Annotated in this window: 17 protein-coding genes and 1 tRNA gene; 8 read left to right on the plus strand and 10 right to left on the minus strand. The window is 63.3% G+C overall.

Translation table 11 applies throughout. The features are described from left to right. Positions 1-14 precede the first annotated feature (14 nt). On the minus strand, positions 15-1511 hold the full coding sequence (gene katA / locus ASG03_RS02975) for a catalase KatA (protein ID WP_062469817.1): 1497 nt from the start codon (positions 1509-1511) through the stop codon (positions 15-17). A 333-nt stretch (positions 1512-1844) separates the two neighbouring features. Here katA and ASG03_RS02980 point away from each other — a divergent pair, with 333 nt between their 5' ends. Next, positions 1845-2783 carry a hydrogen peroxide-inducible genes activator gene (locus ASG03_RS02980; protein ID WP_062692074.1) on the plus strand — a complete coding sequence of 313 codons (939 nt, stop codon included), beginning with the start codon at positions 1845-1847 and terminating at the stop codon, positions 2781-2783. On the opposite strand, the gene ASG03_RS02985 is transcribed toward ASG03_RS02980, so the two are convergent. The 3 genes from ASG03_RS02985 to guaB form a co-directional block, all read right to left on the minus strand. Next, positions 2758-3537: a 3-hydroxybutyrate dehydrogenase gene (locus ASG03_RS02985; protein ID WP_062692076.1), complete on the minus strand. Its 780-nt coding sequence runs from the start codon at positions 3535-3537 to the stop codon at positions 2758-2760. The genes ASG03_RS02980 and ASG03_RS02985 overlap by 26 nt on opposite strands. A gap of 91 nt (positions 3538-3628) precedes the next feature. After that, on the minus strand, positions 3629-4039 hold the full coding sequence (locus tag ASG03_RS02990) for an MAPEG family protein (protein WP_062692077.1): 411 nt from the start codon (positions 4037-4039) through the stop codon (positions 3629-3631). Positions 4040-4112: 73 nt separating this feature from the next. Further along, positions 4113-5609: an IMP dehydrogenase gene (guaB, locus tag ASG03_RS02995; protein WP_062469829.1), complete on the minus strand. Its 1497-nt coding sequence runs from the start codon at positions 5607-5609 to the stop codon at positions 4113-4115. Between the two features lie 405 nt (positions 5610-6014). On the opposite strand from guaB, the gene ASG03_RS21645 reads away from it, so the two are divergent. After that, positions 6015-6323, plus strand: coding sequence for an ATPase inhibitor subunit zeta (locus ASG03_RS21645; RefSeq protein ID WP_062692079.1), 309 nt, complete (start codon positions 6015-6017; stop codon positions 6321-6323). 62 nt (positions 6324-6385) lie between these two features. On the opposite strand, the gene ASG03_RS03005 is transcribed toward ASG03_RS21645, so the two are convergent. Beyond that, positions 6386-7387 carry an MBL fold metallo-hydrolase gene (locus ASG03_RS03005; protein ID WP_062469835.1) on the minus strand — a complete coding sequence of 334 codons (1002 nt, stop codon included), beginning with the start codon at positions 7385-7387 and terminating at the stop codon, positions 6386-6388. 450 nt (positions 7388-7837) lie between these two features. On the opposite strand from ASG03_RS03005, the gene ASG03_RS03010 reads away from it, so the two are divergent. Continuing rightward, positions 7838-9262 carry a DHA2 family efflux MFS transporter permease subunit gene (locus ASG03_RS03010; protein ID WP_062693019.1) on the plus strand — a complete coding sequence of 475 codons (1425 nt, stop codon included), beginning with the start codon at positions 7838-7840 and terminating at the stop codon, positions 9260-9262. A 305-nt stretch (positions 9263-9567) separates the two neighbouring features. On the opposite strand, the gene ASG03_RS03015 is transcribed toward ASG03_RS03010, so the two are convergent. Genes ASG03_RS03015 through ASG03_RS03025 form a run of 3 tightly spaced genes read right to left on the minus strand, consistent with a single transcriptional unit; the run spans position 9568 to position 12269 of the window. Then, complete coding sequence (locus tag ASG03_RS03015; RefSeq protein WP_062692081.1) at positions 9568-9948, minus strand: VOC family protein; 381 nt, start codon at positions 9946-9948, stop codon at positions 9568-9570. A gap of 3 nt (positions 9949-9951) precedes the next feature. Further along, a complete protein-coding gene (locus tag ASG03_RS03020; protein WP_062469844.1) occupies positions 9952-10734 on the minus strand; it encodes an RlmE family RNA methyltransferase in 783 nt (260 codons plus the stop codon). Continuing rightward, a complete protein-coding gene (locus ASG03_RS03025; protein ID WP_082475583.1) occupies positions 10731-12269 on the minus strand; it encodes a Ppx/GppA phosphatase family protein in 1539 nt (512 codons plus the stop codon). The genes ASG03_RS03020 and ASG03_RS03025 overlap by 4 nt, the downstream gene beginning before the upstream one ends. Before the next feature lie 1231 nt (positions 12270-13500). Here ASG03_RS03025 and ASG03_RS03030 point away from each other — a divergent pair. Continuing rightward, positions 13501-13574, plus strand: a tRNA-Gln gene (locus tag ASG03_RS03030). A gap of 718 nt (positions 13575-14292) precedes the next feature. On the opposite strand, the gene ASG03_RS03035 is transcribed toward ASG03_RS03030, so the two are convergent. Then, entirely contained in the window at positions 14293-14544 is a 252-nt protein-coding gene (locus ASG03_RS03035; protein ID WP_062692083.1) for a hypothetical protein, read from the minus strand. 70 nt (positions 14545-14614) lie between these two features. On the opposite strand from ASG03_RS03035, the gene ASG03_RS03040 reads away from it, so the two are divergent. The 3 genes from ASG03_RS03040 (at position 14615) to ASG03_RS03050 (ending at position 15829) form a co-directional block, all read left to right on the plus strand. Next, positions 14615-14875 (plus strand): helix-turn-helix domain-containing protein, encoded by a 261-nt coding sequence (locus ASG03_RS03040; protein ID WP_062692085.1) that lies wholly within the window; start codon positions 14615-14617, stop codon positions 14873-14875. 3 nt (positions 14876-14878) lie between these two features. Then, positions 14879-15394: a hypothetical protein gene (locus ASG03_RS21650; protein ID WP_062692087.1), complete on the plus strand. Its 516-nt coding sequence runs from the start codon at positions 14879-14881 to the stop codon at positions 15392-15394. Between the two features lie 198 nt (positions 15395-15592). Continuing rightward, a complete protein-coding gene (locus tag ASG03_RS03050; RefSeq protein WP_062692089.1) occupies positions 15593-15829 on the plus strand; it encodes a helix-turn-helix transcriptional regulator in 237 nt (78 codons plus the stop codon). Positions 15830-16001: 172 nt separating this feature from the next. Here ASG03_RS03050 and ASG03_RS03055 read toward each other — a convergent pair whose 3' ends face one another. Then, on the minus strand, positions 16002-16223 hold the full coding sequence (locus ASG03_RS03055) for a hypothetical protein (RefSeq protein WP_156381704.1): 222 nt from the start codon (positions 16221-16223) through the stop codon (positions 16002-16004). A 1350-nt stretch (positions 16224-17573) separates the two neighbouring features. Here ASG03_RS03055 and ASG03_RS03065 point away from each other — a divergent pair. Then, a complete protein-coding gene (locus tag ASG03_RS03065) occupies positions 17574-18701 on the plus strand; it encodes a site-specific integrase (RefSeq protein ID WP_062692095.1) in 1128 nt (375 codons plus the stop codon). The last annotated feature ends 13 nt before the right edge of the window (positions 18702-18714 follow it).

Raw genomic sequence — 18714 nt, forward strand, 5'->3', positions numbered from 1 at the left:
AACCTTGACGCCGATTATTCGGCGGCGGCGGGCTGGTCGGCGCTGATCGTGTCGGCCTGGTAGCCGTGCGCCTTGTTGAGCGCGGCGCGCACGCCGGCTTCGTAGTCCGGGTGGACCTGCTTGAAGTGACCAAGCTGGCGCTCGACGATGTAGCCGGGAACGCCGCCCATCGCGGCTGCGATGTTGGAGTAGAGGCGCGCCTTCTGGTCGGCATCGAACAGGTTGAACAGGGCCGTCACCTGGACATAGTCGTTGTTGCCGTCGCGGTGGTTGAAGCGGGCCATGTCGCCATCGATCCGCAGCGGCGGTTCGAGGGCTGCAGGCTGCTCGACCGGGCCGTTGAACGAGTTGGGCTCGTAATAGGCATCTGGATTGCCCGTGCGAATGCCGCCGAACGTGTTCATCTGGCCATCGCGATGATAGTGATGAACCGGGTTCTTCGGCTGGTTGACCGGGATGTGCTCATAATGCGTGCCGAGACGATGACGATGGGCATCGGCATAGGAGAACACGCGGGCCTGCAGCATCTTGTCCGGCGAGAAGCCGATGCCCGGAACGATGTTGGACGGCGAGAACGCGGCGTTCTCGACTTCCGCAAAGTAGTTTTCCGGGTTGCGGTTCAGCTCCATCGTGCCGATCTCGATCGGCGGATATTCGCTGTGCGGCCAGACCTTCGTCAGGTCGAACGGATTGTACGAGGTCTTCTCGGCATCCAGTTCCGGCATGATCTGCACCTGGACGGTCCAGCGCGGATAATTGCCTTCCTCGATCGAGCCGAACAGCGCCTCCTGGTAGGATTCGCGCGTCTTGCCGATGACCTGCTCGGATTCCTCGTTCGTGTAGAACTTGTGGCCGTGCTGGGTCTTGAAGTGGAACTTCACCCAGTAACGCTCGCCGGCATCGTTCCAGAACGAGAAGGTGTGCGAGCCGTAGCCGTTCATGTGCAACGGCGACGTCGGACAGCCGCGGTCGGACATCAGGATGGTGACCTGGTGCAGGCTTTCCGGCGAGAGCGACCAGAAGTCCCACATGGCCGTCGCCGAACGCAGGTTCGTCTTCGGATGGCGCTTCTGGGTGTGGATGAAGTCCGGGAACTTGTACGGGTCGCGGACGAAGAACACCGGCGTGTTGTTGCCGACCAGATCCCAGTTGCCTTCGGAGGTGTAGAACTTCAGCGCGAAGCCGCGCACGTCGCGCTCGGCATCGGCTGCACCCTGCTCACCGGCAACGGTGGAGAAGCGGGCGAGCATCGGCGTTTCCGCACCCGGCTGCAGAACGGCGGCCTTGGTGTACTTGGAGATGTCGCCGGTGATCTTCAGCGTGCCATAGGCACCCCAGCCCTTGGCGTGCACGGCGCGTTCCGGAATGCGCTCGCGGTTCTGATGGGCCAGCTTTTCGATCAGCTGGTAGTCCTGCAGCATGATGCCGCCCTTGGGGCCGGCCGTCAGCGAATTCTGGTTGTCCGGCACGGGTGCGCCGGCCGTTGTCGTCATTGTCGGGCGATCAGTCATTTCGTCCTCCTGTCTGGACATGTCGGGTCCGGTCGTGCCGATCCCGCTCGTTCATCGCCGAGCGCCGCGAAGCGCTCCGGCACGATCGGCGCGCAGGCCTCTCATCGAGAGCCTGCCCACCCCGTTTCGCTTGAAAAACCCTCGGCAGACCGCTCGGGATGCTCGGAGGCAATCCCGCGGTGTCTGTTGCCCGTCCGGCTTCAAGCTGTATCCTCGTCCTCCATCATGCCGAAAATGCGACATGTCCGAAAACCAAGGCTGCCCCCTTTCTCGCACTCTCCATCGATAATTTCCAATTGTATTTCTTGTGATGTTCGATAGGAAATTCCGATCATGCTCACCATTCGACAGATGCGCTACTTCGATGCCCTCGCCACCACGCGCCATTTCGGCCGGGCGGCGGAGCTGGTCAATGTCAGCCAACCCGCCCTCTCCGCGCAGATCGCCGAAATGGAAAAGGATCTCGGTGCTGCCCTGTTCGAGCGCAACCGGGCCGGGGCGCTCCTCACGCGGCAGGGCGAGGCGTTGCTGCCGGAGGTGCGCACGATCCTGCAGTCGGTCGATGCGCTTTACGACCGGGCCCGTCAGGTCACCGGCATTCTCGAGGGCCGGCTGCGGCTCGGGGTGATACCGACCGTCGCGCCCTACCTGGTTCCCGTGCTCATTCCCATGCTGCGTGCGCGGTTTCCCAAGCTCGAGATCGAGCTCCGCGAGCTTCTCACCTCGGGCTGCGTCGAGGATGTGAAGGCGGGTCGGCTCGACTGCGCGATCGTCGCGCTGCCGCAGGGCGAGGAGACGCTGGACGTTCTCCCGCTGTTTAAGGACCGTTTTCTCATCGCGATGGCCGAGGACGAGAGCACGCTTCTGATGTCGCCGATGACGGAAGCGCAGGTGGATGTCGACCGGCTGCTGCTGCTCGAGGAAGGTCACTGCCTGCGCGATCAGGCGCTTGCCGTCTGCGGCGCCTCGGCCGGACGGCGCGTGGCCAATTACGGCGCGACCTCCATGGCGACGCTGTTGCAGATGGTGAGCCACGGCATGGGCATCACGCTCATCCCGGAAATTGCGGTCAAGGAAGAGCGCGGGCGCAGCCGCATGCGCATCGTGCCCTTTGCCGAGCCGCAGCCCTCGCGGCAGATCGGACTCATCTGGCGGGCACGGTCGCGCCGGACGGCCGATCACCAGGCGCTCGCCGAGGTCGTCATCGACGCCTCGGCAAAGCTGCTCGGCGAGACCGCAGGGGTCGCTACCGCATCGCCCAACCGTGGCTGACCATCAGCGACTGGCCGGTCAGGGCATTGGTCTCGAAGCCGGCCAGGAAGAGTGCGACATTCGCCACGTCCTCGATGGTGGTGAATTCCGTGTCCACGGTGCCGCCCAGCATGACGCGCTTGACCACCTCGTCTTCCGAAATGCCCAGCGCCTTCGCCTGTTCGGGGATCTGCTTCTCCACGAGCGGCGTCTTTACGAAGCCGGGGCAGATGACGTTGGACCGCACGCCATGCGGACCGCCTTCCTTGGCCGCCACGCGGGCGAGGCCAAGAAGACCGTGCTTGGCCGTGACGTAGGCAGACTTGAGCGGCGAGGCTTCATGGGAATGCACCGAGCCCATGTAGATCAGCGCACCTCCACCCTGGCGCTTCATGTGCGGCATGCAGGCCTTGGTGGTCAGGAACGCGCCGTCGAGGTGGATCGACAGCATCTTCTTCCAGTCCGCGAAGGGGAAATCCTCGATCCTGTGGACGATCTGGACGCCGGCATTGGAAACGAGGACATCGACGCGACCCCATTTTTCGACCACGGCGCCCACGCCGTCATTGACCGCCTCTTCGGAGGTGACGTCCATCGCAAGGCCGATGGCCTGGCCGGGCCCTGTGGCGAGGTCCGCAGCGGCCCCTTCCGACGCTTCGAGCGAGAGATCGGCGATCGCGACGCGCGCGCCCTCGGCGGCATAGCGCGCGGCAATGGCGCGGCCGATGCCGCTTGCAGCCCCGGTGACGATGCAGACCTTGTCTTTGAGTTTCATGAAGCGCTCCCTTAATGTCCGGTCGTGGCGGCGACGATAGCGGCTTCGCGCACGCGGTAAAGTCGGCGGACGGCGGAATCTCGCCTTGCGGTCAGAGAATATGGACTGCGAGCAGCAGCCAGAGCAGCGCATTGAGAAGGAAACCGGCAACGAACAGCCTGTGGCGCAGCATCAGCCGGTTGGAGGTCAGATGCACGTACGCATGACCATAGCGGGAGAGAACGAACAGCCAGGCGGCGGACACGGTCAGGAAGGACACGCCGTTGGTCACGGCGAGCAGCGTGCAGACGACGTAGAAAAGGACCGGAAGCTCGAACTGGTTGGTCAGGTTGCGGGCAACCGTTGCGCTTGCCTCCGGCTCGACCGAGGGCACGAGAAAATCCTGCGCCCGGGCCTTCCCCTGCCGGACAGCGCCGAAGCGCCGTTGTCCCATCACGCCGTAGACGATGTAGACGAGCAGGACCTGTGCGATCACGGGCCAGAGGATGGCGGTTTGCGTCATGGGTCCTCGCTCGAGAAACAAGAGCCGCACGGGTGGCGTGCGGCTCCTGTTCGATGTCCGTTACGATCCGCGCTCATGCGCCGGGGTAGTTGGGGCTTTCGCGGGTGATCGTCACGTCGTGGGCATGGCTTTCGCGAAGGCCGGCACCCGAGATGCGCACGAAGGTGGCCCGGTCCTGAAAATCCTTCAGCGTCTTGCCGCCGACATAACCCATGGAGGCCTTCAGACCGCCGGCCAGCTGGTGGAGCACGCCCGAGACCGGGCCCTTGTAGGGCACCTGGCCCTCGATGCCCTCCGGCACGAGCTTCAGCGTGTCGCGCACCTCGGCCTGGAAATAGCGGTCTGCCGAGCCCCGGGCCATGGCGCCGACTGATCCCATGCCGCGATAGGCCTTGAAGGAACGGCCCTGGTGCAGGAACACCTCGCCCGGGCTTTCGTCGGTACCGGCCAGGAGCGAGCCGATCATGACAGCAGACGCACCGGCCGCAATCGCCTTTGCAAGGTCGCCCGAGAACTTGATGCCGCCATCGGCGATGACGGGGATATCCGCGGCACGCGCCGCCTCGACGGCCGACATGATGGCGGCCAGCTGCGGCACGCCGACGCCGGCAACGATGCGCGTCGTGCAGATGGAACCGGGACCGATGCCGACCTTGACGGCGTCGGCGCCCGCGTCGATCAGCGCCCGCGTGCCGTCGGACGTCGCGACGTTGCCGGCCATGATGCGGACCGAGTTCGACATGGTCTTGACGCGGGTGACGGCGTCGAGCACCCGCTGGGAATGACCATGCGCCGTGTCGATGACGATCAGGTCGATGCCGGCGTCGATCAGGCGTTCGGCGCGCTCGATGCCGTCGTCGCCGACCGAAATGGCGGCCGCGGCGCGCAGGCGACCCTGCGCATCCTTGGAGGCATTGGGGTTGAGCTGCGACTTCTCGATGTCCTTGACCGTGATCAGGCCGACGCAGCGGCCGTCGGCATCCACCACCAGCAGCTTCTCGATGCGGTGCGTGTGCAGCAGGCGCTTGGCCTCCTGCTGGTCGACGTTTTCCTTCACCGTGATCAGGTTCTCGCGCGTCATCAGCTCATAGATGCGCTGGCTGGGGTCGGAGGCAAAGCGGACGTCGCGGTTGGTGACAATGCCGACAAGGCGGCCGGGCGTCTTGCCGTTGCCGGCATTCTCGACCACCGGGATACCCGAGATGCCGTAGGTCTTCATGAGGCCGAGCGCGTCGGCGAGCGTTGCCTCCGGGCCGATCGTCACGGGATTGACGACCATGCCGCTCTCGAACTTCTTGACCTGGCGGACCTGCTCGGCCTGCTCGACCGGAGAGAGATTGCGATGGATGACGCCGATGCCGCCGGCCTGGGCCATGGCGATGGCAAGACGGCCTTCCGTGACCGTATCCATGGCCGAAGACAGGATCGGCAGGTTGAGTTCGATATCCTGGGCGATACGGGTGGCGATGTTCGTCTGGCCCGGCATGACCTCGGAGTGACCAGGCTGCAGGAGGACGTCGTCGAAGGTCAGAGCCTCCAGACCGGTAGCCGTTTCGATGATGCGCGCCATGGGCCAATTCCTTTAAAAATGTGCAAGACGCCCGGACGGACGGGGTTCCGGCGGGAGCGTCGCCTGCCGGGCATTCTGGGAGGGAATGACGGCAAGTGTTTCATGGAAGTTGGCGAGGGCACGTAACACGGATGTGACGGGATGGGAACAGAAAAAGCCGGCCGGCCGCAGCCGTCCCCTGCAAGTAAGTCCCCTCCAAGCGTAGCCCCCTGCAAGTGCGCCCTGCGGCAAGCGCCGGCCCCCTTGCGCGTACGGACGAAGTCTCGCGGGCGCGCATTTTCAGTTTTTATTAGGCGTGCCTTTTTGACGGGCATTAAGCGCTGTCCGGTAGAACCATCCCCAACGCGGTGCCCGGAAAGGCAATCGGCGGAACACACAGACAGGAAGAGACGAGGAACCGAAGCCATGACGCCCCTGCGCAAGATCGCCCAAGCCGAGGAAACGCGTTTCGTCCGCGGAGAGGAACTGACATTCCGTGCGGAAGCGCGGCGCAATGCCCTGATCGGCCTGTGGGCCGCGGCCATGCTCGACAGTCCGGATCGCGAAACCTATGCGCGCGACATCATGGCGGTCGGCGTCGAAAATCCGAACGGCGTCATGGACCGGCTGAACGCCGATTTCGACGCCGCCGGGGTCATCTTCCTGGAAGACGACATTCGCGAGCGCATGGCGGCAATGCTGCGCTCGCTCAAGGACGAAATGTCCGCAGGCTGACGGTTGCGGCGTCATCCGACACCGGCAAGGCCGCCAACCTGCCCTTCCTGCCCTTTCTGCCCTCAGAGGTAGAGCTGGTAGGACGCCGGGACAAAGCGGTAGCCTGCCTCCTGCTTCTCGACATAGCCGACAGCCGGAAAGGGCATGTGGTAGCCGATGAAGGGCAGCCGCTCGGCGGCGACCATGTCGAACACCTTGCGGCGCGATGCTGCGGCCTTTTCCTTGTCCATGTCGAACTTCACCTGCCAGTCGGGCTGCTGCAGCGACAGGACATAGTGGTTGGCAGTATCGGCCGTGAGCATCAGATCCTTGCCCTGCGAGGACACGCGGAACACCATATGCCCGGGTGAATGGCCGAAGGCCGCCATGGCGGTGATACCGGAAACGACATCGGCACCGTCCCCGATCAGCGTTGCCTTCTCGACCAGCGGCACGACATTCGTCAGCACGGCCTTGTGTCCACCCTCGGCGGGCGTTCCCACGCGGGCCGGATCCTTCCAGAAGGCAAGCTCCGTCTCGCCCATGACGTAGCGGGCATTGGGAAAGGCCGGCTTGCCGCCTTCCATCAGACCATTGATGTGATCGCCGTGCATGTGCGTGAGAACCACGAGCGTGATGCTCTCCGGCGGATAGCCCGCGGCCCGCAGGCCCTCCAGCAGATAACCGGTTCCGGCCGGACGGCCCGCCTCGCCGTTGCCCGTATCGAACAGCACCACCTCCGACCCCGTGTCGACGACGACGGGCGAGAAGCCGTTGGCAAACCGGTCGGTCGGCAGGAAGTTCTTTTGCAAGAGCGCCGCCACGGCTTCCGGGGGCTGGTCGGTCCCGAAGGTCTCGTTCGGCTTGTCGGCAACGCGCAGGCCATCGCTGACAATGGTCACGATGAAATCGCCAAGCTTGACGGTCGCGCTCTTGCCGCCGGTCGAGGCCGTGGGCGTTTCCTTGCCCGCCGACCCTGCGGCACCTTGCGCAAAGGCGGCGCGCTTCAGGATGAAGGGTGCTGCGAGCGCGCCGAGGGCGGTGGCTGCAAAAAGGGTGCGTCTGCCGAGAGAAAATCCGTGCATCAATCGTTTCCTTTGTGTTTGAACCCAATAGCGAGGCGAACCCAATAGCGAGGCAAACCCGATGGCGAGACGAACCCAAGGCCGAGCCGAAGCCGTGCTGCGCAAACCCATGGCTGGCGCCCTTCGGCCGGAGGCTGTCGAGACGGCACGCCGCTCCCGTGACGCGGATCGGACACGGGGTACGCCCCCTCCCCGTCATGACGCGCAAGGCCCGCGAGAGGCTCTGAGGTAGAGCGAGGCAGACAGCTTGACAGCGCGGCCGCGCATTCTTCACAGGAAATTGACCGCGGCGTGAGACGGGACACGGGACTTTCGGCGCAGCGTGTCTATGTCCCTTCCAGAAATCCTTCCCGACCGCATGCCCTGCGCACGCGCATCCACATCTCAACCAAGGTAATCATCCCGGATCCTGCCGGGAGCCGAAAGGCCGTCGCAAAGGTTTGCCTTCGCATGAACCGCATCGTTCCCCTGATCCTTGCCGTCGCGCTCTTCATGGAGCAGATGGATTCCACCGTCATCGCGACCTCCCTGCCGGCGATCGCCCGCGACCTCGGCGTCGGCCCGATCACGCTCAAGCTGGCGCTGACCTCCTATATGGTGTCGCTCGCCATCTTCATTCCGTTGAGCGGCTGGATGGCCGACCGGTTCGGCGCGAAACGCATCTTCCGCTCGGCAATCCTCGTCTTCATCGCCGGCTCCGTGCTTTGCGCCATTTCCGGAGATCTGGTCTCCTTCGTCGGCGCCCGCTTTCTCCAGGGCATGGGCGGCGCCATGATGACGCCCGTCGCGCGGCTGGTGCTGGTGCGCAGCACCCAGCGCAGCGAGCTCGTGAGCGCCATGGCGCTGCTGAGCATTCCCGCGCTCGTCGGACCCCTGGCAGGCCCTCCGCTCGGCGGTTTCATCACCACCTACTTCTCCTGGCACTGGATCTTCATCATCAACGTGCCCGTTGGAATTCTCGGCTATATCCTCTCCGGCGTCTATCTCCCGGAGGTCATCAGCGACCGGCCGCCACCGATCGACATCACCGGCTTCTTTCTCAGCGCCATTGCCGCCTCCGGCACCATGTTCGGCCTGTCGGTCATGAGCCTGCCTGCCCTGCCGCCGATCATCGGTGCGATTGCAGCCGTTGTCGGGATCCTCTGCGGCATCCTCTATGTCCGCCATGCCCGGCACCATCCGGCGCCGCTGCTCGATCTCAACCTGTTCAAGGACAGCGCCTTCCGCGCCGCTGCCGTCGGCGGCACGCTGTTCCGCATCTCGATCGGCGCCATTCCCTTTCTCATGCCGCTGATGCTGCAGGTCGGATTCGGACTTTCGCCCTTCCAGTCAGGCATGATCACCTTTGTCGGCGCCATCGGAGCGCTCACGACGAAATTCTTCGCCAAGCGGGTGCTCATCCGCGCCGGCTTCCGTACGACGCTCATCATCGCGGCGCTGATCGCGACGGTTCTCACCTTCGTCAACGGGCTCTTCACACCGGCAACGCCCTATCTCGTGATGTGCCTTGTGCTGCTTGTGGCCGGGCTTGCCCGCTCGTTCTTCTTCACCAGCATCAACGCCCTGTCGTTTGCCGACATTCCCGACGCGATGGCCAGCAAGGCGACGGCGATGAGCGCCGTGCTGCAGCAGATGAGCCTGGCGATGGGCGTGGCGGTGGCCGGCGCCATTCTGGAGGTGGAGAACCGCTGGACCGGCACGCAGCTGGAACTTGCCGACTTCCAGCTCGCCTTCATGCTGATCTCCGCCATCACCCTCGTCTCCGTCATCCCCTTCCTCGGCATGGCGAAGAATGCCGGTGCCGCCGTCTCGGGACACGGCGCCGCGTCCCGCGAGAAGGGTGAGGCGCAACTGGAGCAGCTGGCCGGAAAGTGATGTGGCGGAGCGCTCGCGCAGGATACGGGCACGTGCGCCTTCGCAAGGACAGACACCCGTCGTCTTCGGCATTCCGGGCGTGACAGATATCCCGCAGCCTCAGTCCTCGGGGAAGAACCCCGCCGTGACCCGAAAAACGTCGGCGCGCCCGATTTCGGGCCAAGCCCGGGATCAGGACGTTTGGCGGGCGGACCTTTCGGGACGTTCAGCCTCGATTGTGTTCCGGCCCCATGTTTACCTCGGGGAACACCGAGCCTCCGACCCCGATATCGACATGGGGCGGCAACAGGCGCCGCCGCAACGGATCATGCGCGTTCGCAGACGGCTGCAATCTTGTTGCCATCGGGGTCGCGCAAGAAAGCTGCGTAGAACGCGGCATGAAACGGCCGAAGGCCGGGTGCGCCTTCGCAAGTCCCTCCAAACCGAAGGCCCTCCGCGTGAAACGCGTCTACGGCGGCACGGTTGGCAGCCTCCAGTGCGATCGTCACGCCGTTTCCGAAGGTCGCAGGCCGCCCGTCATGAGGTGCGACGACCCAGACGCGGCAGCGGCTGTCATCCGGATGTCCATAGCCGATCTCCGAGCCGCTCTCCTGCCGGCGGACGAGGCCAAGCGGCGCCAGTGCAGCATCGTAGAACGTGCCTGCGCGCGCCGGGTCGTTCGTGCCGACAGTGACGTACAGCAGCACGGCTCAGTCCTCGTCGTGCTCGCCCACATCCTCGCGCGCGTCGCGGAAATCCTCGCCTTCCGCCCGCAGGTCGGGATGGTCGGAAATGCCCTCGCGACGGCCCTTGAAGTCCTTAGCCAGCAGAAACATCTCGACCGATTCGGCCCGCGACGAGGCCGGCTTGATGTGGAGGACCTGACGGAAATTCTGCTTCAGCAGATTGAGAAGCTCGCGCTCCGTTCCGCCCTGGAACGTCTTGGCGAGGAAATGGCCGCCGGGTCCGAGAACGTCGATCGCGAAATGGGCTGCGACCTCGCAGAGATGCATGGTGCGGATATGGTCCGTCTGGCGGTGGCCCGTGGTGGGGGCCGCCATGTCGGACAGCACGAGATCCGGCGTGCCGCCGAGCGCATCCATCAGGGCGTCGGGAGCCGAAGGGTCGAGAAAGTCGAGCTTGAGGATGACGACACCGGGCAGCGGATCGACATCGAGAAAATCGATCGCCACCACCCGCGGGTCGGTGTCCGTCGAGCTCGTGACCTTGGCGGCGATCTGCGACCAGCTGCCGGGGGCGGCGCCCAGATCGATGATGCGCCGAGCGCCGGAGAGGATCTTGTGCTTCTCGTCGATCTCCAGAAGCTTGAAGGCCGCACGGGCGCGATAGCCTTCCAGCTGGGCGCGCTGCACATAGGGATCGTTGATATGGCGCTCGATCCAGCGTCGCGAGGACGCCTTCAGCTTGCCCTTCTTCACCTTCTGTCCGAGCTTGCGACCGGTCCGATTTCCACCGATGGGAGGCTTTGTCATACGTTTCGGCCCTCCTCGGAGCCGGTTTGCGGGCCGGTTCGCGACGGGCGGCGGCCGCGGCCGCGACGCCAGACGCCGTCATCGGCCATCATATCGGTCAAAAGTCCTTCGCGCAGCCCACGATCGGCAACCCGCATGCGGGTCGACGGCCAGCGTCGGCGGATCGCCTCCAGGATAGCGCAGCCGGCAAGAACGAGATCCGCCCGATCCGGCCCGATGCAGGGATTGGCCGCCCGCGCGGCAAAATCCCAGGACAGCAGCCGCGCCTGCATCGCAGACACCTCGTCGTCGGACAGCCAGAGGCCATCCACCCGGCGGCGATCGTAGCGTGGCAGGTCCAGATGCACGCCGGCGAGCGTCGTGACGGTACCCGAGGTGCCGATGAGATGGAAATCCTCCGCCGCGTGGACCGCCTCGACATCGGGGCAGTCGAAGCGATCGAGCATGCCGGAGACTTCGCGGATCATGCCCTCGAAGCTTTCCGGCGTGACGTCGCGGCCGCCATGGCGCTCCGACAGGGTGACGACGCCGACCGGCAGCGAGGTCCAGTGGGTGATGTGGTTGGCAAGCCGGCTCGACCGGGTGTCGCCGATGCGCAGCACGGCAATTTCCGACGAACCGCCGCCGATATCGAACAGCACGACGGAGCGCGCCTCGCGCCCGACCAGCGACGCGCAGCCGGACACCGCAAGCCGCGCCTCGGTTTCCCGGTCGATGATCTCAAGTTCAAGGCCGGTTTCCGCGGACACGCGCTCCATGAAGACCACGCCGTTTTCGGCGGCGCGCGCGGCTTCGGTCGCGATCAGCCGGCTGCGCCGGATGTTGCGATGCCCGAGTTTCGCAGCGCAGATCTTCAGCGCCTCGACCGAGCGGTTCATCGCATCCTCGGACAGGCGGCCGGTGGCCGCAAGGCCCTCGCCAAGCCGGACGATGCGCGAAAAGCCATCCACGACCCGGAACTGCCCCGGCCGCGTCGGCTGCGCGATCAGAAGCCGGCAGTTGTTGGTGCCGAGATCGAGCGCCGCATAGAGCGGCATCGGCGCCATATCGTCGCCCTCGAAGGGATCCGCGCGTCGGCCGGCGCCCGAGCCGCCCGAGCCGCCAGTGCCACTGGCCAGGCTGCGCGCGCCGTAACCCGCCTGCGCGCCGGCTTCACGCCCCTGCGCCAGATCCGCGGACGACCCCGCAGGGCCGGTCTTTCCAGACGCATGCCCCCTCAATGCATCCGTGCGGGCGCTGCCCTGCTCGAAACGCTGGTGTCCGGAATGGCCGCTTTGCGGCGAGGCCGCCCGCCCAGGGGTGCCCCCCAGGTTGTCGGCCGAAACGCCCGATGGCGCCCCCGTGGATGAGGAAGAAGCAGCGCCGCCATGCCCGCCGGCGCCACGCCCCGACCGCTGGGCCGGTGTACGTCCACCGTTCGTCGGCCGCGCATCCGCCGGCCTGGCCGCGCCCGCGCCCGGTACCCCTGCTGTCCTTGCTGGCCCTGCCCCGGCTGCGCCTGGGCTCGCTGTCGCTGCGCCCGGCGTTGCTTGCATGCCCGATCCTGCGCGATCGCGCCCGGACCGCAGCACATCCGCGCCCTGGAGCGGACGTGCCTGCGCCGTGCGGCGATGACGGTGCCTATGATGTCGGTGACCCTTGCCGGCACGGTCGCCCTGCGCTTCCGGCCCACGCCCCTGCTGGTCGGCGGCCTGGCCCTGGCCCGTCTTCCGCCCCGCGCTATCGCCATCCCGTCCTGAGGCTTCCGACCGGCCATCGCCGCGATCTTGGTGCTGGTCGGGGCGCTGGTCAGGGCGATCATCATGGCGGCCCATGCCGTTCCCGGCCGGCTCGCTGCCCGTCCGGCCGGAGGACCCGCGTGCAGCCGCCGTGCCGTTGCGGGCGCCGGGCTCCGAGCCCTCCTCGCGAGACGCGCCGCCTTTATCAAAACCCGCGTCGTTGAAAGCCGGAATGGTCGGGCCACGGCTCTGCGAACCTGCGGACCCCGTCGCGGAGCCCTCGCCGTTGCGGCTCCTTGTGTCCCGCGCGGTCGTATCCCGTCCTGTGGTATCCCGCCTCGGGGCGTCGCGACCCGCGTCGCTCGGGGAGAGGGACGCGGCGAGGTCGCCATCCGGCGCAATGCCGGACCCAGTGCCGGAACCAGTGCCAGCCACGCGGGTCGGCTGTCCGCGGCCCGGTTGATGATCATGAGATCCCGACGGCAGACGGCCGCCCGTTGCGACGGCCGGGCCCTGACGCGTGCCTGCGCCCGCGGACTTCGTCCGACGCCGCCGCTTGCGTTTGCGCACGGGTTCGCCGTCCGGAAGTCCCGGACCGGAGGGACCGCCTCCGGAGACGGAGGGGTTTTGGGAGCTGGCATATGCGGCACCGTTGCGCGCCGCCTTACGACGCCTGCGCTTGGCTTTGCCGGACCCGGGGCTCGCATGTCCCGGGTTTCCTGCCGCTGCCGACGCCCCGCTCTCGACCGGCGTATCGCCGTGCTCGGGGTCTTTCACTGATCTTACCACCGCGTCGCGCGAAGCCTTGTCGGTCGCTCAAGACGCTCTCTCGATTTTCGTTGTCCCGACTCTACCAGTGCGCCCGCCTTTCGCCAACTGCTTTTTCCCGAGCGCCGCCCCGCCTTCCCGAACCCGCCCTCCGGGACAGCCCCGCACCGGCCGTTTCAACAGGGAAAATCCGGCCCCGCAAAGTTTTTCAAAAACCCCCTTTGCATCCCCCCGTCTTTTGTCTATAAGCCCGGCACACCGACGGGCACAGCCCGCGCGTTGGGGAATAGGTTAACGGTAGACCCACGGACTCTGACTCCGTTAGTCCTGGTTCGAATCCAGGTTCCCCAGCCATACAAAATCAAACACTTAGATGCCATTCCAGTTAGAATCCTTGTCGCAGATCGCGGAATCTGTCGCGACATAAGCCGTTGATTTGTAACGAATCGTAATCGGCGGAGAAATGGGAATGCGACATGGCTCCGACATGGACCGGCGGACTTGTGCTATTGAAACGTCCGCCCTCTCTTGAGTTTGTTCGGCGGCACATCATATCCCCTTAACCGACGACGTCTCTCCAACTGCGTTGTCGGCGCAGTTTCGGCTGTGAGAGCCTGCGGCCATCCTCCTCCCGGCTGCGGGCTCTTTTAATGTCTGCCGCCCCACGCGGAACATTCGCCCTACTAATCATATTCTCGGTGTAGCGCGCCTTTAGAGTGCGCGCTGCCGGGAGGGTGTTGTAGAATGCGGGTTCGCTCGGCGCCCTCCCGGTTTACTGTTCCCGGGTAGCGGAGGAACACTTCCTAGTCTACGGAGTTGCATTAGCAACGAGCGCCACTTCCTCCCCTGCCCCATGGCCTCGGATCGAACTTTCTAGAGCCAGTGGCGTCCTCCAGCGCCACTGGCTCTTTCTATTTCTACCGCCCGCCTGTCAGGCGAGCGGCCGGCAGCAGCTAACGCCGCGCCTTGAGCTGTGCGCTTCGGCTGGTGAGGCCGCGAGGTGGTGTACGCACGTGCTCGGTAGAAAAGGCCGCGATCTACCGATGAGGAGACGGGAACGCGGCAAACTATGTCAGGCGTCGTCGCCTGGGATCTCAACACCGACGGCGCGAAGCACTGTCAGCGCCCTCGTGGATGGCTGTGGCTTGCTCTTCCAATCACCACCGAAGTGGTAGTCGCGGGCGAACGTGCCGCACGGCGTAAATTCTCTGGCTGCATAATAAACGTCTCCGTAGAGCTCGATACGAAGAAGGCGTGCTTCCATAGCCAGCCATTCGAGGTAGGCCTCTCTGGGGTCGTTTGCTGTACCGGTCTCCTTAACCATGTCTGCGGCTCCTCGTTGCGTTCGCGCTTGCGTCTCGATACTGTTGGTATCAATAGCGGAGGATTAAGCAATGTCAATACGAAAAGTATCAATTCGACAGGTGAAGGCAGCACGTGCTCTTTTAGGCTGGTCGCAGATGACGTTGGCTAAGCAGTCTGGTGTATCAGAACCGACGATAAAGCGACTGGAAGCAGGGAGCGACGAGGCCCTCGGAGGTAGACCGGAAACCATCACGAAGATTGTAGAAGCCTTAGAGGCTGAGGGCGCCCAGTTCATCGACGGCGCGTACGAAGGAGCAGGCGGCCCTGGCGTCCGCTTGCGCGATCGCTAATTAATGCCCCCAAAGCCATTCTCGTGGCGCAAGCCGACGCCTGCGCAGGTCGGACTGATTGATAGGCTCAGCTCCGAAGGCGGCTCCTTACGTTACGATCGCCTCCGCTACGGTGAAACAGAAGTAATAGCTGAGCTACAGAAGCTGGGCCTCGCGGAAGTGCGAGCAGGCAAGCTCGTCGTTCTGACTGAGACTGGCTATGCCCTCAAGGCAAATCTGTATCGGACAGACATGGTGATGGCGCAGATCAATAAGCCGCAAATTGATCTCTTGTGGCTACTGCACGACGCACCGCATGGCCTGGCTCGGGGCCTGCCTTCAGACCTTGTGCCGAGCCGGATGACTGACATCGCCAGACGTATGACGATTCGCGGTTGGGCTGAGAAATATCTAGATGCCGACGGTGAGTGGTGGATCCGGCTAGCGGAAAGCGGGATCGACGTGGTGCGCGCGATAGATGAATTGGAACGGGCCGTTAAAGAAGCAGCATCGGCACGCGCTCGCGGCAGAATGCATTGACCCGTGACGGCCCGCACCGATCTTGCGCTCATCGGAACAATCCATAGACAAAAATGGAGAGGGCCCTCGAGCGCGTCTGCGCAAGCAGATTGACAAATTTGTAAAACAATACAATAACTTACGAAAAATTTTCTTCGCCGCTGCGTTGCCCAGATCGCCAATGCCGACTATGCTCACCTTACTAACCGGGAGAGCCATATGTTCAACAAGCACGACAACGACATCGCGGTCTTGGTTTCGTTAAACCAGGCAGCAGCTATGACGAGTATGTCGAGAGGGATGCTGAACCGGTATCGCGCGACCGGGCGTTTCCCGGCTGCCGTCGACCTCGGCGATCGACGAGTTGCCTTCGTGAAAAGCGAGGTGCTCGACTGGATCCAGAAAAAGATTGAGGCGCGTATCACGGCGCAGGTGCGTAAAGACCGGTGGGCCTAGACTACGACATAGGCCTCTATGAACTGCTCCCAGATGGCAAACTTGAAGCTATTTGGGCTCGCTGAAACACTTGGTGGGAAAAAACACCGTAACAACGTTCAACCGCCACCAATCACATGCTGCGCAGCCTGAGCGACCATTAAGTCAGGAATGTCAACTGAACATCGACTGATCAATGCCCTGTTTGGTGGCGTAGTTCTTTCAGGACGTGCAGCCGATTGCCGCGAAGATCGATCATCTTTTGCCGCTGGAGGAAAAACAAACCGTTCAGAATTGCGTCTTGATCGTAACCCTGTCGTGTTAGCGGCGGACCAATCTCGAACAGGCTGATGTCCGTAGAGGGCCGGATGTTGAGTTCCTGCAAAAGGGAGATGATCGCGCGGTCGGCTGTCATTGTGAACTCGGTTCCTGTCTCGTCATTTGTGGGCTTCATCGCGCCAAGGTGCCGATCATCAAGCAATTACCGCTGCGGTTTCCGCAATGGCACTTCAGTTTTTCCTGAAACTGATTAAGGCTCATATTAGCCCCTGCCCGCTGTCGAACGGCAGCCATGTCGAGCCAGCCAACGTGCGAGCATTGCGGGCACCTTCCGCCAAGAATCTCATACTGGGGAAGGTGGCCAATCAGACGCCATAAATCGTAGTTCGCGTCTCTGCTACGGGCAGGCTTAAATGGCGCTGACATTTCCGCACGCAATTCGCTGCCGCGATTGTGCTTCACGGTCAGCGCTCCCGAACAGGGATCCGTTCGAAGGCAGGAGTCCAGCCCCTCCCCATCCCCTTGGAGAGCAAGCACGACGCAGTGTGCAGCTGTGACTGGAAGAACAGCGAATCCGCCAGAACAGACTTTAGCGCTGCCCTGTGGTCGCCGTTATAGGAAGCAATGATTTCCTCAGCCAGGGTATCGGCTGACATTTGGAATGCTTCGGATTGCTGAACACGGTGGTGCGACGCGCTAGTCATGGGAGGACTCTCGGTTGGGAATGTTTTCAGAAACGGCGGACTATGTTCCCATTTTGTTCTGGTAGACGAGGAGAGTCAAGGGATTCATTTTGCCTAACCAGTGTTTCGCAAACATGCAAGGGCACCGGTTAATCACGTGCCGAAAGTTTCGCGGCAAACTGGTATAACCTGTTGCAAAGCTGCCCCGTTAAATTATGGTACTTCCCGTAGGGGTTTAGGGGACATCAGTGAAAAAGACCATGATTGCAGCACTTTGCGCTGCCACACTATCGGCTTGCCAAACGAATTACACGTACGTTCCGATTGTGCCGAATCCACCCAACATGGAGATGGTAGAAGCCCAATGCCAAATGATGTCGTCGAGCACGCAAACGGGGTATATCGCTTACGGGAGCCAGGCTTACGTGGCTGGTGCCGGACTTGGTAACGCGATCGGAAACGCAATAGCAGCTGATCAATTTGTCAAACAGTGCATGACGATGAACGGATGGCGGAGGGTGACAATTCCGTCGCAGGCCCAAGTTAAAGCATCGATCCCGCCCAAGTATGCAAAAGCGGCAGCTGCAGCGCGTGCCAATCAGGGGAAGGGGCCGTTCCCACCAAGACCTAAGCCGCTTCGGTAGCTGCTTCGCTGAACGCAACACGGATATTGACCAGCCGCTCCCCGCCATCTAGCTTTTGATGGCGGCCCACCAAGCCGCGCGAATACCACCACAGAGGAGAGTGACAACGTCATCGGCATTCGTGCCGGCGGCATAGTGTTTTCTTATGGGAGGCCTGTGGTGGTCCTCAAACTCTACAAACGAAAAGGCAGCCCGAACTTTTGGCTCAGCGGCACCGTCCGCGGCCTCGCAGTTCGCGAGTCCACAAAGACCGCTGACAAAGCTGCCGCAGAAACCATTCGCGTTCTGCGGGAGCGCGCGCTGCTGGACGAAAGCATATTCGGGAAGAAAGCGGTCGTGACGTTCAAGACGGCGGTCGACGCCTACCTCGTCGCCGGAGGGTCTACGCGCTTCATGGCGCCGCTGGTCAATGCCTTCGGCAATACGCTGCTGCGGGACATCCATCAGAATCACTTGGACCTGCTGTCATTCAAGCTCTACCCCGACACAACGGCCGTCACACGCAACCGGCAGCTCTTCACGCCATTCATTGCGGTCTGGAATCATGCCACAAAGAATGAATGGGCAGAGCCAAGGCTGTGGGCGCGACCGAGGAAGCAAAAGGGCACCAGGAAGCGATCGACAACCGCGAGGTCTGGCGCCCATCCCGTGTCCTACGAGCGAGCCGCAGAGTTCGTTTTGAACATGTCCCCTGCCCCTGCCATGGTCATGACGGCGCTCTTTTACACAGGCATGCGGCCGGTTGAGCTTTTCACGCTTGAGCCAGGCGACGTCAATGTGGCCGGACGATGGATCACGCTCGAGCACACAAAGACAGGAGAGCCGCGCGGCGTTCCGATACATGAGTTCCTGGTGCCGCTCTTCACGTCGCTTCTGAAGCGCAAGAAGGGACCGCCTCAGGTCTTTCAGAACTACCGCGGGACTGCCTATCAACTTTTTGAGGAACGCGGCGGCCAGCTAAAGGGAGCGATCAACGGCGCGCGTGAACGTCTGGCGAAGCAAGGCATTCATATCAACGATGTGAGCCCGTACACAGGCAGGCACACGGTCTCGACGCAGCTGGTGATAAACCAGATCCACCCACACATCAAAGACCAGATCCTTGGCCACGCGGTGGACAGCATGAGCCGGCATTACACCAATCTGCCGCAGACGCCGCTCATTGAGGCAATCAACACCCTGCCCGTCCCCGACTTGTGGCGATCTGCAGAATGGTGGGCGGATCCATTGGGCTATGTGGGGAAGCACGTGAAGTGGGGAGTTGGGCAGAAAGACAATGCGACGTGACGGAAGGGAGGAA

Origin of the sequence: Rhizobium sp. Leaf341, assembly GCF_001424325.1 — a bacterium.
GTDB lineage: Bacteria > Pseudomonadota > Alphaproteobacteria > Rhizobiales > Rhizobiaceae > Ferranicluibacter.

Coding starts and splice junctions, on each gene's coding strand:
- ASG03_RS03020 (WP_062469844.1), bottom strand. CDS start 10,734: ATGACAAAGCCTCCCATCGGTGGAAATCGGACCGGTCGCAAGCTCGGA.
- ASG03_RS03040 (WP_062692085.1), top strand. CDS start 14,615: ATGTCAATACGAAAAGTATCAATTCGACAGGTGAAGGCAGCACGTGCT.
- ASG03_RS03055 (WP_156381704.1), bottom strand. CDS start 16,223: ATGACAGCCGACCGCGCGATCATCTCCCTTTTGCAGGAACTCAACATC.
- ASG03_RS03025 (WP_082475583.1), bottom strand. CDS start 12,269: ATGCAAGCAACGCCGGGCGCAGCGACAGCGAGCCCAGGCGCAGCCGGG.
- ASG03_RS03005 (WP_062469835.1), bottom strand. CDS start 7,387: ATGCACGGATTTTCTCTCGGCAGACGCACCCTTTTTGCAGCCACCGCC.
- ASG03_RS02985 (WP_062692076.1), bottom strand. CDS start 3,537: ATGAAACTCAAAGACAAGGTCTGCATCGTCACCGGGGCTGCAAGCGGC.
- ASG03_RS02980 (WP_062692074.1), top strand. CDS start 1,845: ATGCTCACCATTCGACAGATGCGCTACTTCGATGCCCTCGCCACCACG.
- ASG03_RS21645 (WP_062692079.1), top strand. CDS start 6,015: ATGACGCCCCTGCGCAAGATCGCCCAAGCCGAGGAAACGCGTTTCGTC.
- ASG03_RS21650 (WP_062692087.1), top strand. CDS start 14,879: ATGCCCCCAAAGCCATTCTCGTGGCGCAAGCCGACGCCTGCGCAGGTC.
- katA (WP_062469817.1), bottom strand. CDS start 1,511: ATGACTGATCGCCCGACAATGACGACAACGGCCGGCGCACCCGTGCCG.
- ASG03_RS02990 (WP_062692077.1), bottom strand. CDS start 4,039: ATGACGCAAACCGCCATCCTCTGGCCCGTGATCGCACAGGTCCTGCTC.
- guaB (WP_062469829.1), bottom strand. CDS start 5,609: ATGGCGCGCATCATCGAAACGGCTACCGGTCTGGAGGCTCTGACCTTC.
- ASG03_RS03035 (WP_062692083.1), bottom strand. CDS start 14,544: ATGGTTAAGGAGACCGGTACAGCAAACGACCCCAGAGAGGCCTACCTC.
- ASG03_RS03050 (WP_062692089.1), top strand. CDS start 15,593: ATGTTCAACAAGCACGACAACGACATCGCGGTCTTGGTTTCGTTAAAC.
- ASG03_RS03010 (WP_062693019.1), top strand. CDS start 7,838: ATGAACCGCATCGTTCCCCTGATCCTTGCCGTCGCGCTCTTCATGGAG.